Source organism: Methanobacterium veterum, assembly GCF_000745485.1.
GTDB lineage: Archaea > Methanobacteriota > Methanobacteria > Methanobacteriales > Methanobacteriaceae > Methanobacterium_D > Methanobacterium_D veterum.
This window is the reverse complement of sequence record NZ_KN050694.1, coordinates 88,426-102,785: the sequence shown is the minus strand read 5'-3', so window position 1 is coordinate 102,785 and position 14,360 is coordinate 88,426. Positions and strand designations below refer to the sequence as shown.

Annotated in this window: 12 protein-coding genes; 3 read left to right on the top strand and 9 right to left on the bottom strand. The window is 34.5% G+C overall.

Going from position 1 to position 14,360, the window contains the following annotated elements:
• Positions 1-16: 16 nt before the first annotated feature.
• From EJ01_RS14350 to hmd, 9 genes are all read right to left on the bottom strand, one after another.
• Complete coding sequence (locus tag EJ01_RS14350; RefSeq protein WP_052376245.1) at positions 17-4,288, bottom strand: cobaltochelatase subunit CobN; 4,272 nt, start codon at positions 4,286-4,288, stop codon at positions 17-19.
• A gap of 469 nt (positions 4,289-4,757) precedes the next feature.
• Entirely contained in the window at positions 4,758-5,306 is a 549-nt protein-coding gene (locus EJ01_RS14345) for a UPF0254 family protein (protein WP_048082412.1), read from the bottom strand.
• Between the two features lie 5 nt (positions 5,307-5,311).
• A complete protein-coding gene (locus EJ01_RS14340) occupies positions 5,312-5,974 on the bottom strand; it encodes a ThiF family adenylyltransferase (RefSeq protein ID WP_245611226.1) in 663 nt (220 codons plus the stop codon).
• Positions 5,975-6,137: 163 nt separating this feature from the next.
• Positions 6,138-6,266 (bottom strand): hypothetical protein, encoded by a 129-nt coding sequence (locus EJ01_RS18005; protein ID WP_269221209.1) that lies wholly within the window; start codon positions 6,264-6,266, stop codon positions 6,138-6,140.
• Positions 6,267-6,708: 442 nt separating this feature from the next.
• Complete coding sequence (locus EJ01_RS14335) at positions 6,709-7,419, bottom strand: Nif3-like dinuclear metal center hexameric protein (protein WP_048082411.1); 711 nt, start codon at positions 7,417-7,419, stop codon at positions 6,709-6,711.
• Positions 7,406-8,173, bottom strand: coding sequence for an SAM-dependent methyltransferase HcgC family protein (locus tag EJ01_RS14330; protein ID WP_048082410.1), 768 nt, complete (start codon positions 8,171-8,173; stop codon positions 7,406-7,408). Before EJ01_RS14330 ends, EJ01_RS14335 begins: the two co-directional genes overlap by 14 nt.
• Positions 8,170-8,649: a DUF3236 domain-containing protein gene (locus tag EJ01_RS14325; protein ID WP_048082409.1), complete on the bottom strand. Its 480-nt coding sequence runs from the start codon at positions 8,647-8,649 to the stop codon at positions 8,170-8,172. Before EJ01_RS14325 ends, EJ01_RS14330 begins: the two co-directional genes overlap by 4 nt.
• Positions 8,650-8,663: 14 nt before the next feature.
• On the bottom strand, positions 8,664-9,650 hold the full coding sequence (hmdB, locus tag EJ01_RS14320) for a 5,10-methenyltetrahydromethanopterin hydrogenase cofactor biosynthesis protein HmdB (RefSeq protein WP_048082408.1): 987 nt from the start codon (positions 9,648-9,650) through the stop codon (positions 8,664-8,666).
• A 334-nt stretch (positions 9,651-9,984) separates the two neighbouring features.
• Positions 9,985-11,022, bottom strand: a complete 1,038-nt coding sequence (hmd, locus tag EJ01_RS14315; protein WP_048082407.1) for a 5,10-methenyltetrahydromethanopterin hydrogenase — start codon at positions 11,020-11,022, stop codon at positions 9,985-9,987.
• A 614-nt stretch (positions 11,023-11,636) separates the two neighbouring features.
• Between hmd and EJ01_RS14310 the strand changes: the two genes are divergently transcribed.
• Genes EJ01_RS14310 through EJ01_RS14300 form a run of 3 tightly spaced genes read left to right on the top strand, consistent with a single transcriptional unit; the run spans position 11,637 to position 14,352 of the window.
• Entirely contained in the window at positions 11,637-12,029 is a 393-nt protein-coding gene (locus EJ01_RS14310) for a hypothetical protein (RefSeq protein ID WP_048082406.1), read from the top strand.
• Positions 12,030-12,076: 47 nt separating this feature from the next.
• Positions 12,077-13,207 (top strand): molybdopterin oxidoreductase family protein, encoded by a 1,131-nt coding sequence (locus tag EJ01_RS14305; RefSeq protein ID WP_048082405.1) that lies wholly within the window; start codon positions 12,077-12,079, stop codon positions 13,205-13,207.
• The gene (locus EJ01_RS14300; RefSeq protein ID WP_048082404.1) at positions 13,204-14,352 is read left to right on the top strand and encodes a Coenzyme F420 hydrogenase/dehydrogenase, beta subunit C-terminal domain; all 1,149 of its coding nucleotides are present in this window, start codon (positions 13,204-13,206) and stop codon (positions 14,350-14,352) included. The genes EJ01_RS14305 and EJ01_RS14300 overlap by 4 nt, the downstream gene beginning before the upstream one ends.
• Positions 14,353-14,360: the final 8 nt, after the last annotated feature.

Genomic DNA, 14,360 nt, shown 5'->3' with positions numbered 1-14,360 from the left:
ATAAAAGAAATAGGAATCATCTTTTAGAGAAGCCTAAAAAGTTCAATAAGCCACCCTTAAAGTAACCTACTGTCAAAAGGCCAATTATTAAAATAACTCCTATTATTCCTGCTGCTAATGGCATTTCATCATCTGTAGAACCCTGAGATTCTGCTTTAGAGATTTCATAAGCTGTCTGCCCTTGATCACCTGCACTTTGGCCTGCATCAGCAGCCGCTGCAACTGCCTGAACAGCCGGCCCAGAATCACCTACAGAACCGCCTGAAGAACCAGCATTAATATCAGAAGTTCCTTCCACTCCCTGAGGAGCTTTTACCACATTAGTACTATTCTGACTATTATTCTGATTGTTATTATGTTCAGGTAATCCCAAGATCTTATTCAATGCCTTAACTTGATCCGAAGAAAGCTGCATCATGCCACGTTTATTTACCTGATTAACCACATTTGCAATCATTGCTCTTGCATCAGGATCCGTAAGCCTGTTTTTACCAAATAGGTACATATCAGCTATTTGTTGCCACATATCAGGATCTACTGCGCCATTAATATTTAATGTGTACATACTACGTACGGCCAAAGCCATGCGCCTCTGTCCTGCAGGTCCTTCCTTCAACATACCCTCTCTCCAAACAGGATTAAGCAGAGTCATGGTTATACTGTCATATAATGCTTCTTTTAATGTTTTTACATTAATACCAGTGATAGTGCTTCCATCGATTCTTGCATTGCCTGTGTTAACAACATAGCTTGTTATATTTCTACCAGTAAGGCGTTTGACCATGAATTCTATCATAGTTATACCCCTGTAAGTTGGTGCAGTTGCACCGTTGGTTACACGAGGAGTAATTACCATACTAGTTTCGACCGTCAATAGCAATTTTTCCATTACTGAACGACCAGGTACCCCATACAAGCCATCACCATATAGGTATGATTCATATTCTAAGTAGGCTTCTGCAAGCTCTTCATCAGTCCATGTTTCAGAAGAACGCAAAATTCTTGCAGTTCCCATTGCATGAGGATCAGCACCTGGCGGTAGGCCAAATATCCTTGCTCTAGCCAGACGTTCTGCCTGATTCTGTGCTTCAGTTTGACTCAATCCCTTTGATAACAACTCTTTTTTTAATTGACCAATCATGGCCAGATAATGTTTGCGCACATAATTTTTGTCAGTGGGCTCATCTAAAAGAGCTACTTGTTTGACGGCGTTGTCAATAAGTGCTATTATATTAGGGCATACATTAATAAAACTAACAGAAGCACCAATAAGTACATCAATTCTGGGCCTTCCTCCCATTTCACTTAGAGGAATCACTTCAGTTCCCACAACTGTTCCACTTACATATACTGGCTTTACGCCCAGTAAATAGAAAATGGTGGCAATACTTTCACCATTGGTAGTTATCACTTCTCCTCCACGTATGGAAGTACCCATAGTTTCAGGATACTTGCCTTTATTATCGGCCAGATACTGTTTTAACACAGCTTCCACTGTTGCAGTACCAATAGCCAATGCAGCGGCATCAGGAACTTTTCTAGGGTCAAATGAATACGTATTTTTTCCAGTAGGCAGCGATGTTAAATCTCTTACGGGATCACCGACCACCCCTGGTTTGACAAAGCCTCCGTTTAAAGCATTAATTAAAGAGGCCATCTCATTAGTTACGCTCTGATTCAGGAGATTAAGGATGTAATCATGTTGACCTGTTCTGTTTCCCGGATCATATGCAATGATAGCTGCAATAAATTTCTCCAGAGTTTCATTATCTGGCAATTCGCCAAAAGTATGCAGACCGTATGGAGTCAATAGTGATTGCAGTTCATGAAGATAATCATGCAGCCTGTTCAAAACTGTTCCAAATCCTGTTTTAGAGTCTATACCTAACCTTTCTTTTAAACCTGTTTCATTGTTGATTTTATTTAGAATCTGAGTCTTTAAAAGAGCCATTCTTTCAGTATCGTTTCTATTGTAGGCATCATCAAATGAATTTAACAGATCATGCATTTCCAATAGATTACCATATAATGCTGTTTCAACAACAGGCGGGGTCAAATGAGAAATAAGTACTGCATATGCACGCCTCTTAGCATTATCATTGGTACCAGAGAAAATGTAGATATTAGGCATTTCACCAATAAGCGTGTTTGGCCAATCATCCTCAGTCATACCACTACTATGTCCTGGAAGAAGCTCCAGTGTACCGTGCTCCCCAGTATGAACCACTGCATCAGCGTTAAAATCTTCCTGCAGCCACAGGTAGAAAGCAATGTACTGGTGAGTCGGCGGTAGGGTGTCATTATCCAGACTGGATGAATTACCATTCCACTTCCAGATCGGCTGTGGTCCCATGAAGATATTGCCTATCATTATTCCGGGGAATACGATCCGACCGTTATAGATCATCAGGTTTCCAGGAGCAGGGCCCCAAACAGCTTCAACTTCCTGACGCAGTTTCAATGGTAAAGCATTGTATAACTGAAGATATCTCTGTACAGACATAGTAGGCGCACCTTTCTTGATAAGATTCGCCAGATCCTGTTGAGTATAATTTACAATATTACGGCCATGGTCATTAATTAAAGCCAGAATACTGCTTGCAGTTAAATTAGCCGTGTTCAGAGATCCGACATTGTACCCTTCATCAGCCAGAGCTTTCAGGATATTTGCTAAACTAGCTTCAATATTAAGACTGCCCCCGACAGGCATTCCCTCATCGTGAGTGTTGTCGAAATAGATCAAAGCAAGTTTTTTATCCTGATTAAGTTTATGCTTCAAATTACCCCATGCAACAACCCTATCCGCCAGCTGATCAATGCCCGGCTGATAAGGAGTAAACACCTTAATATCCGCACCAGTAGTAGGATCAGTGCCTACACTCATGGACCCACCTATAAGAACGGGTTGAGAACGGCCATTGATTTCAGGAGTTATAATCCATGTGGTTAATTCGTTACCAGTGAGCCCTGTGCTGCTTGCAAGATAACCGTCAAGAGTATCCTGAAGGAACACGTGTACTGGGCTAAGTATAGGTATATTTAACTTATTAATTATATCTAAACTTGCATTATCAGTCATTCCGCTGTGTAAATGAGTAATCAGAACATCTATAGCTGGAGTACTGTTTACTATGAAGAATTTATTGGCTGTAGTTGCAAAGTTTGAAAATATAGGGACTATTACATTAGCTCCGCGTTTTTCCAATTCATGGATTAAATCATTGTATGCCTCCAGATCATTGGCACCATAGTACCAACTGTGGAATAACAATCCTACCCATGGGCCATTTGCTTTGTATTTACCTGCTGAAATATACCAGTCCACATACTCCTGCCGGGTATTGAAAATTTTTGTAGTATCTGGATGGTAAACAAATTCGGTAGGTAGTGTAATTACTGTGGTATTTGTCGAACTATCAATAGCTTTATACTCTTTTAATGCTTGTAACATACCCCTTCTAATGTTTTCAGGGCTTAAATTTGCATTTAATATGGAAGAAGCTATACCAAGTGTTTTTACATTAATACTATCTGTTAAAGGATTAGATCCCCCCAGCAAATACACCTTAGAGCCTGATGGCATTTTCTGTACAACCGGTGAAAGGGTAGCTGTGAACGTATTAGTACCTGGGTTAACCATCAGGAAAATATTCGCTGTTTTTAATGCCTCAGAAAACCTTTTGAATGTTGCAGAATCTGTAGACAATGTATCTTCAGAGAATATCTTTAATTCAAAATCATATCCTTCTGGAACCAGATTATTCAGGTAAACATCGTTCATTATTCGATCAACGACTCCTACCCTACTACCAGCGACAAATATAACCATTTTCACTGATTTCAACATCTTTGATGGTACAAATGTGTGATTTAGTTCTGCTGTTGGTATTGGAGAACCAGCAGGTTTGACTGTAGCTGTGTAATTCTTATAGGTAGAATATTTTATATTCACTTTGAATTGCGTGAGATTAGATACAAAACTGATATCATAATTTCCAGTGGAGTTTGTAGTCCCTGAAGCAATAACCGAATTGTTCGGGTTAATTATAGCGATCTTGGCACCACTAGCCGGGGACTTATTAACTTTAACAACCCCATATATCCTCGGATCAATATCCTTTAAACTTTCATTATCATTAGTTTGTGCAGTAGATCGTTCTACAACACTATTGTTTAAATCACCTCCAGTTTTAGTATCATCTGCTGCTACCGTTCCACAAATACCCAATACAAAAAGAGCCGCTAACATCATTAATACCATATATCGCTTAAATATTCTATTTTTCATATTTTTCACCTCCTTTCGCTGATATAAAACTGTTATAACCCAATTATATTTAATACTTGTTATTAATTTTTTATTATTACTTTTAAGCTGGAAATCTCAGCCCCCGTAATAAAAAAAGGCGAAAATTAATAATTTCTAATTAGATTAGCCCCTGTTTGTAATAAAATTAATTTTATTTAAAAAGTAACAGAACTTAACAATTGACATTAATAACTATCTATTTAATTATTAAACATACATAATACCTATAAATAACATTTAACTCACAATATATTCATTAAATAATATTTAAACAGTTAAAAATGATCAAAATGCATTTCTATAAACAAATATAAGTTTTAATCATTAGAAGAATAATAAAAGAATTATCACTTAGAGTATTACAAAATAATAAAACAATGCTAAAATACAGTAAAAAGTAATAATATAATGGTTCAATACTTTCATAAATATGAATTAGAGAGTAAATTCATTTTTCATTATTTATAATCTCAATATCTCCATATCTTTCTATTCTATCCACATCACCATCCAAAACATCCACAAAAATAGATAATGCCTTTTTAATGCCGCATTCCTGCCTTTTGAATAATTGTAATGAATCAGGAGTTGTAAGATCGGCATAAAATCCAGAACTGGCCACTACAGTATATTCACCAGTTGATATAGCAACACCTCCCCTTCCAATACCTGCAGTTGTTCCAATCCCAATATCTGCCCCTGAAAGATTTTTCACAGATTCAGCCATTATAACTGCCACTTTTTTGTCATTTTCTTCATTGTAAACTTTTATTCCGCGAATTAATTTTAAAGGTTCAGGAGGATCCACTTCTAAAACTTTTTGAAGTGCTGATAATGTAGGGGCAAAAATTCCACACACTACAGTCAAATCTTGAGTAATATTCTTTAATAAAGGGTAGTTAGGGCCAAATTTACCTTCATAGCCCTGAGAAATTGCATGTATTTCCCTTGCAATATGCCCGTGTGTAAAACACTCTGCAGTTGCTACTTTAATCATAATAATCACATCAATAGTTTTAAAATTTCTTTAGTCATTATAATAGAATACGCATCTAAAACGTAAGGTGTAATTGGCATATTGTCCTCAATGAACCTTCCAGTAGTTACTATTTTGTGATTTTCTTCAATTCCATGCGCTCTAAGTTCTTTAACCACCGGATTACTATCATTTACTTCAGATATATCCATAACACTTATTTCTTCCTCCCCAATACCAAAAACACCTGCAGTACTTATTGTTTTTGCTCCAATTTCATGGGCTCTTTTAATAACAGCTGCTGTAGTAGGGATAGTATTCCCGCCTGCAGATTGTATAGAAACAACATCTCCCTTTATAAGATCTAGATTATTTTTGGTTATGTCCTCTTTAAATGCAGTTACTTTCCTTAAACTCTCAGGATGTGTGCAAATACTTTTTAGAAAATCCACTTTATAATCACCAAAATTCCCTCCAAGGATATTAAATATTATATCTGACCCTGAAATTTTCTGGCCGTCAAAAGCACTGATCTCTTTTGGACCTCCCCTATGTACCTGTATTAAATTTATACCTATCCTTAACCCCAATCTACCTACACCAACCAGTGTTACATGTCCCTTAGATACTTTCTTATTTTCTAATTCACCAATACTCCGTATTTTGTTTTCTAGAACTTCACTCATCATTTTCCTATTCCCCATATTTACCAATTAGTTAAGTAACAATTGTTATGTATTTTAAAAGATTTGCTAATTATAATTCCAAACTAATTTAAAAAAAATAATATTGAACCGTTTGAATTTTTTTCAAATATTCCATTTGCAAATTAATAACTGCAACTAAGGAACCTTAAAACAATTCAAATGTCACATTTTCGTCAACATGATAAGTTATATCTATTTTAATCCCTGATTTTGCAAAACCAGCCAATGTAACATATCTAGGGTTCTCATCAGGTTTTAATTTATCAATACTCATTTTCACACCTTCCAAATGACTTTTTTATATAAAAGTTACGGAAAAATTTATTTAATATAAGTTAATGAATATTATCTATCGATCTTATTGTTGGTGGGACATTCAAACAATTTTAAATGATACATTTGAGCGAATGTGACATATTTAGTTGTTTTGAATGTCCCATTTTTTTTCAATTAGGTTAATATAAATACCTAATATTTTATTACTTACCAATGATGTTCTAATGAAGGGAAAAAATCATCCTCAAAGTAATGAAGTAGTATCTCCTATAAATACTTTTTTATATAATAGTATTACATTTAATGGCTTTAATTAATTTTTTGTAATAAATATAAATATTTTTTACAGCTTTTTAAATAGAATATATCCCTAAAACTATCTTAAATATTCAGTAAACACCAATATTACTCCAGATTTAAATAAATGCATAATTATTATTCTAAATTTTAATGGTTTTCCATGGCACTTCCTCATCTACAAATTCAACTTTAACTCCTAATTTAGATATGAAATCACATAGTTTTATCAATCCAGGAATTTCAGTAGCATGATGAGTAGCATCAATAACGCGTAGCCCCAATTTTTCTGCAAGTATAGCACTTTGATGAGTTAAATCTCCAGATATATAGACATCTGCGCCTTTTTTGTATGCTAAATTTATATATTCAAGGTTATTAAGGCCAAATCCAGAAACAACAGCAATTTTTTTAATTATTTTCTGTTGATTACCTACTATCTTAATGTGATCTGTAGGTATGGCTCTTGATATATTTTTGATAAATTTTTCAATGGTTGTAACTGTGGAGCAAATTCTACCAATGCCTGTTTTTTCATCTAAAACATCCAAAACCCATAAATTTAAACACTCCGCAAGAGCATCATTTGCTCCCCCATTTACAATATCCCAATTTGAGTGAACAACATATACCGGAAAATCTGGCTCAAATAGGGGAGGATGATGACAAACCACAAGATCTGAATTAGAATTAGATGGATCTTCCCACGGGAGAATATCCATTCTTACTTGAACTTTATCTATTTCCATTTCTTCAGGGTTCCCAGGACCTAAATAACCTATTTTATCATTTTTAAGGGCTAAATAAGGAGGTGCTATTTTGTTAATAGCATTAAAAAGTTCAGAGGCTAACATTTTCTACCTCGCTGCATATTTCTTTAAGATACTTTTCGATTATTTCATCACACGAAAGGGGTTCAAGTGTTGAAACTGTAAGTGCAGGTTTTTTAATAAGCCTCAAAAACTTATCAACATCCTTTTCTTTAAAAAGTACCCCCTCATAGAATTCCATACCTGCTATGCCATACAAAACACCATATCTTTTTAAGACATCTTCAAGACTTTTCCTTAAAATTTCTACAGTTAATGTCATTGTGCCTGATGTTTTGGAATTTAAACCTCCTGTTTTTAGAATTCCCCTATAATTTGAGTTAGATAACCTTAATCTATTTATTATATTATTTTTTTGGCGTATTAGACTGTCACTACCGTCTGATACTGGATCTTCAACTAGAAAAACGTTACCATTAATAAGTTTAGCTATTTTAGGTCTAAGGCCACCTAAACCAGTAGTATCCACAACCAGATCTGCATCTTTAATCTTCATTAAATCTGAATTGAATTCAACATCATTTTCAACAAATTTTTCCAGGTGGGGATAAATATCAATAACTGTAACATTTGAAATCCTTTTAAGCCTTTTGGATAATTCAATTCCTGTAAGATATGCCCCTACTACAACAGAATTCTCCATATTTACATTTAAAGAGTTTATCCAGTCAAGCGCAGCATTACACTTTATTTCAGTTATTCTTTTAATGATATCTTCAATTCTCATCCTTGAAGTAACAGTGAAAACTTCTGAAGTAATACCAGTATCGTATTTCATTTTATCCTCTTTAACCCAATTCTTTCCAGCGCATGCACGATTTCACCACGGACTGCATCCTTCACCTCTTTTTTATGCACAACATGGGAAGGAGAAGTCGCCGCAGTGAGAATTCTACCCTTCTTATCGATCATTACAAGCATTGAACCTGAACCCGGAACACCAAGACGACCTCTAGAAATTATTAGATCACACTCACACTGATCAAGAGCCATAATAGCCTTTGAAAGTGCAGGTAATCTGTTTAAATCAGCTGCACTGGTATTTATACACAGTTGTTCAGCTTCTTGAAGTCCAAATTCTTTTAATACGTTATTTATAATGTTTAATTTCACAGCATTTTTGCTTGGAACTATAATTTTGCGGGCAGACTTCAGATAATTCTGGATAAAATTAATTTCATCTTCTGTATCGCCTGTTCTCGATTCGCTGATTGATTCTTCACATGCATTTTTAATTATTTTTTCAAGTTTCATTTTTACCTCTCTTTTTATGATTCTAATTTCAATCCAAGCCCTTTAACAGTGCTTACCACATCTTTAAGGTTTCCATAAGATGAAGATCCAACGCCTTTAACATTAGATGGATAATCTTCAGGAATTACAGTAGCTAAATTGTTAGCTCCAGCAATTAATGGATATTTAACATTTTTTGGGCCGATTGTTGGAGTGGGAACAGTTATTCTAAGATCAGGGAAGATTAATCTGGTTATTGCAATTGTTTTAATCTGTTCAATCAAAGAACATGGGGGATAATATTCCATAGGAGTATCTCTGTATGGATTGAATCCCATTATCGGAATTTCTCCAAGTGTCTTGAACTTTTTAAGATAAAGCAGGTGATCAGCCCGATCCATATAGGATTCACCTAATCCAATTAAAAGTCCTGAAGAGAGTTCTATTCCAGAATCAGATATATTATTACATATTTTTATTCTATCTTCTAATTTTTCGCCGGGTTTAAGTTCATTAAAGAGGTTTTGATTTACAGTTTCCAAATTACAGCATATTGTATCAGTTTCATATTTACCAAGTTCTTTCAACGACTTTTTATTTAAATCGGCCCCTACATTAACCAAAAGTTCTAAGGAAGTATTTTCCTTAACTAACTTGGCAGCATTAACTGCGTGGGAACCTTTGTACCCGTGAGCACCTGAACAGCTTATTCTAGGAATACCGGACCTTTCTACACATTTAGCTGCATTTAATATCTCAGAATCTGCTTTAAAGAAAGGGTGGTAATATCCATCGTGTGATGTTCCAGCAGCAAACCCACAGTATTTACATTTGGGAGTAACCTTGCAAACATTAGTTAGATGAACTGTAGATGTGAGTTTTATTTTACTATTTCTCAAATCACAGGCAGTTTGTAACAGATATAAAAGATCTTCAGCACTTTTTGTCTGAAATAAACTTATTATGTCATTCTTTTCAAGTTCATTTCCATTTTGAACTTTTTTTAGGATATTTTGTATCAATTTAACACCATAAACTGTTAATATGCAATACTTTATTTCTAAAAATAAAACCCTCAAACACATGAAATGTGTTTGGGGCCCTCGAAATCTTCGAAATCTTCGATTTCATGGCGCGAAACAAAGTTCCGCTAGCTCTGTTTCGTGGCAGAAAAAACGAAAGTTTCTCCTGCATGTAAAAAATCTCTGATTTTTTACGGTTGAAAATCTCTCAAAACCTTAGGTTTTGGAGCCCTTGAACATGGATGTTCAGGGCATCAAAAGCGAAGCTTTTGAATGCACGAAAACCCTTGGTTTTTGTAAGCTTCGATTTTCGAGTGAAATAAAAAAAATTATTTTACTCTGCAGCTCTTTTATTTAATGATTCAAGAATTGTAGGCAGTAATTCTGCTGTTGATCCAAAATTCATAGAGTCTGCTGTACCCAGTAAAGCACCAGGGTCTAAACTTTCTTCCATTTTATCAATGCCTACTTTATCCATCAGATCAGTAATCTGTGTAAGTGATTCTTTGGCCATCATCTGAGCGAATCCTGCAGGAGCTCCCAGAACGTTCATTACAGAATCTCTGTAACCTAATAATCCAGCATATGTAATTGCAGTTAATGCTGAGCACATATCACATACAGGTCCAAGGAGTTCTGCGGGCATTTTATATGCGTTACCTCTTGCCTTCTGACCTAACTCAAAAAGAGTGTTTATTGCATCATCTGCAGCGTAGCCTTCAGCTATGTATACTTGTCCCTTCATTTCTGGAACAGCTCCAGGGTGATAGGATGTGACGTTGAGTGTTTCAGGTGAGGTTACAAGGTCACCGTGTTTTTCTGCGAATATCTTGCTGAATTTTGTGGTTGGAATTGTACATGCGTGGGTTATTGTTGCACCTTTTTTAACATCATCTAAGAAGTTATCAACTATTGCTGGCTGCATGTCTCCTTTAGGGAACCATGTCATTATAAAGTCTGCATCCGCAACTGCTTCCCTGTCATCAGTTGTTACTTCAAATCCAAGGTCTTCAGGATGGACAAAGTGAATAGCTCCTTTTGGGGGTTTCGGCAGGTCTTTAGCAACTTCATTGACTTTTTCTCTTATTTGAGGCATTACGCTTTCAGGGTTTTCTTTATGGGCCTCTATAACGTTTTCATAATCAAAATCATCGATAACTTTAAAGTCGTTGTCGAATACAGGATCAGCAATTACTATATCTTTAACTCCTGCAAGTTCCATTAATTCTGCCCCCATAGTCATTGTGGAATGAGTCATAGCTATTTCAGGTTTTCCTACCATTTCAGCCACTTCACATGCCCTTGTGAAGTTTGTAATTCCACTCGCGGCGTGTGTCCTATAACATCCTGCTCCCAATATTGCAATCTTCATACTATCACTCCTTTTTTTGCTAATTTAGTAATACTACCTTAATTCTATGTAGTACAGATTGAGAATTGATATCATAAAAAATATAAATCTTTTGATTTGTTTTTTTCGCGTAATAATTCTGATGGTATGGAAGTATTAAGTTTTAAAGTTAGGTAAGTATAACGAATTAATTTTGGATAATCTTAAGCATTTTTTATAAAAAATAACCTTTTTAGTCCAGAATATTGAGTAATAAATAATACTTTATTAATGATATTAAATTCAATTACTCATCTTATTTATTCTTACTATTTAAGCCCATATTTACTTCTAAACAAATATATAACCTATTATTTTGATTTATAGATGATTATAATGTTTAATATTAGCTTTAATAGTTTGAAACTCCCATTTTTTCCGTGAATTTTCTAAAATAAATAATAATTTTTTTTAAAATAGTATCATAGAATACGTTTATTAAATAACATAATATTGTACACACATTTTTCGGTTTAAAACACATAATCCTTCACTTTAAGCATGAATGAAGCTGTTTAAGGAGCATTATATAATCATAAATTTTATATAAGTAATACTAAGTATTTGTTGTTTGATCAAGTGGAGGTGGAGGAAAAATGAAAATTTCTGTAAATAAACTACAAATAATTCGTCCGGAAAAAGATCCCAAAAAACCCAACATAGATTTAGATGTTAACTGGTATGTAGATTTTAAAGAAAAGAGTAATTCTTCATTAGAATATTCATGTACAATTAAAACATCGGATAAGTACCCTATAACCTTCAGAATCAATGGCACAGTAGATTTAGAAGATCTAAAAGATCCAGCAGATATTTTACCCAGCGCGATCTTTGATAATAGTTTAAAAATAATGTTAACTATGTTAAATTTAACAAAAAGCATTGATCTAAACATAGAAACCAAATTAGAAGATTCAAACTCAACATTTACTAAAAACAGCTCACCTAAGAAAAATTTTGTTGACATGTACCCAAGTATATACTGTTAAAATAATTAATTTTTAAATTTTTTTATTAAAACGTTAAAGGTGAAAATATGAAAGTAATTTTAAACGTAGCTCACAGCATATGTCCACAATGTAGTATTGGCTGTGGAATAAACCTGATAACTAAAGAAAATAAAGTAGTGGATACCTATCCATATAAAAGACACCCCATAAATGAAGGAAAAAATTGCAAAAAAGGAAAAAACTGTTTTAACCTAATAACTGCTAAAAATAGATTAAAAAACCCCCTTATAATGAAAAATAGTAATTTATCAAAATCTAACTGGGAAGAAGCTTTAGATTTAATAGTTTCCAAAATAAAATCTTATCCTCCTTCCCAAATTGGGATAATAGGTTCAGGGAACTATACAAATGAAGACATGAAAACTTTGAAAAAATTTGCTGAAACATTAAATATAAAAAATATAGGGTATTACACAGGAAATTTTCCCGCGTTTGACATAAAAACTGCCACTTTTGAAGATTTAGATAATTCAAATTTCATTTTGATAATAGGGGATGTAATTAAAGAAAATCCGTTACTGGGCAGAAGAATAATTATTGCCAGTGAAAATGGTGCAGAAATAACATCTGTAGACTCTCCAGATAGGACTTTCACCGGATTAAATTCAGATAATTACATTCAAATCAAAACAATTTCAGAATTTTTGGATAATATTGATCCAGACGTGCTTAATAAGCTAAATGAATCATCAACCATTATATTCAACAAATTAGATCATAAAAAAGAATTTGAAAAGATATTAAACCTTACAAAAAACACCAAATCTAAAATACTCCCTGTAATGGAACAGTGCAATGCAAGGGGAGTTATGAAAATTCTCCCCGCATTAGATAAGGAAGGAATATCTGAATTAATATCAAATGTAAAACTTCTTTATGTGGTGGGAGACAATCCTGCATCCTATGTAGAAGAATCATTAAATAATCTTGATTTTTTAATTACTCAAGATAGTTCAGTGAACGAAACCACTTTATTATCAGATGCAGTACTTCCTGCTTCCTGCTGGGCGGAAAAAACCGGAACTTTTACGAGTACCATGGGAGATGTACAGAAAATTTCAAAAACCGTTCCAGCGCCAGGAAATGCACTTGAGGATCAAATAATCATCGGTAAAATCGCAGAAAAGATGGGAATTGAACTGCAGGTGATAAAATGAATCCTGAATATTTACTCGCCAGATCAAAAAGTCCTGAAATACTGGATGAAGGTGAATGCGGTGGAGCTGTAAGTTCTATTTTTCTGTATTTACTTGACAAAGAGCTTGTAGAAGGTGTTCTAACTTTAACAAGAGGTGAAGATATCTATGACGGTATTCCTTCACTTATTGAAGAATCAGAAGATGTACTGAAAACATGCGGTTCACTGCACTGTGCACCTACCATGTTAGGAGATATAATAAAAAAACACATGAATGACATGAAGCTTGCTGTGGCTGTGAAACCATGTGACGCTATGGCAATTAATGAATTAGAAAAGCGGTGCCAGTTAGAAAAAGATAAACTGTACAAAATAGGTTTAAACTGTGGAGGTACCGTAATGCCTGTAACCGCCCGGAAAATGATAGACATATTCTATAATGTTGATCCAGATGATGTGATCAAAGAAGAAATAGACAAAGGGCAGTTCATAATTGAACTTAAAGACGGGAGCCACAAATCTGTTAAAATAGATGAACTCGAAGAAAAAGGGTATGGAAGGCGTGCAAACTGCCAGAGATGTGATCTTATGGTTCCTAGAAACGCAGATATAGCCTGCGGTAACTGGGGGGCGGAACCAGGATGGACATTTATAGAAATAATTACAGAAAAAGGGAAAGAATTAGTAGAAAATGCCAAAAAAGAAGGTTACATTGAAGTTAAAATTCCTTCTGAAAAGTCTATATCGATACGAAGCAAAATTGAAGAATCAATGATAAAGCTAGCCCAGAACTTCCAGGATAAATATCTAGAAGAAAATTATCCATCTTCCGAAAACCGGGAAAAATACTGGAATAGATGTATAAAATGCTATGCATGTCGAGATGTCTGCCCTATCTGTTACTGTAAAGAATGTGCACTGGATAAAGAATGTTATGTAGAAGAAGACCAGATCCCTCCTAATCCAATTACTTTCCAGGGTGTTAGGCTATCCCATATGAGTTTTAGCTGTATAAACTGCGGCCAGTGTGAAGATGTATGTCCTATGGAAATTCCGCTGTCTGTAATCTACCAAAAAATGCAAAAAAAGTATAAAAAAGAATCAGGGTACATAGCAGGAGTAAATGATGAATTACCTCCGTTATACAGCCCAGAAAAGGAGTAAAAAATTAA

Coding starts and splice junctions, on each gene's coding strand:
- EJ01_RS14350 (WP_052376245.1), bottom strand. CDS start 4,288: ATGAAAAATAGAATATTTAAGCGATATATGGTATTAATGATGTTAGCG.
- EJ01_RS14345 (WP_048082412.1), bottom strand. CDS start 5,306: ATGATTAAAGTAGCAACTGCAGAGTGTTTTACACACGGGCATATTGCA.
- EJ01_RS14340 (WP_245611226.1), bottom strand. CDS start 5,974: ATGATGAGTGAAGTTCTAGAAAACAAAATACGGAGTATTGGTGAATTA.
- EJ01_RS18005 (WP_269221209.1), bottom strand. CDS start 6,266: ATGAGTATTGATAAATTAAAACCTGATGAGAACCCTAGATATGTTACA.
- EJ01_RS14335 (WP_048082411.1), bottom strand. CDS start 7,419: ATGTTAGCCTCTGAACTTTTTAATGCTATTAACAAAATAGCACCTCCT.
- EJ01_RS14330 (WP_048082410.1), bottom strand. CDS start 8,173: ATGAAATACGATACTGGTATTACTTCAGAAGTTTTCACTGTTACTTCA.
- EJ01_RS14325 (WP_048082409.1), bottom strand. CDS start 8,649: ATGAAACTTGAAAAAATAATTAAAAATGCATGTGAAGAATCAATCAGC.
- hmd (WP_048082407.1), bottom strand. CDS start 11,022: ATGAAGATTGCAATATTGGGAGCAGGATGTTATAGGACACACGCCGCG.
- EJ01_RS14310 (WP_048082406.1), top strand. CDS start 11,637: ATGAAAATTTCTGTAAATAAACTACAAATAATTCGTCCGGAAAAAGAT.
- EJ01_RS14305 (WP_048082405.1), top strand. CDS start 12,077: ATGAAAGTAATTTTAAACGTAGCTCACAGCATATGTCCACAATGTAGT.
- EJ01_RS14300 (WP_048082404.1), top strand. CDS start 13,204: ATGAATCCTGAATATTTACTCGCCAGATCAAAAAGTCCTGAAATACTG.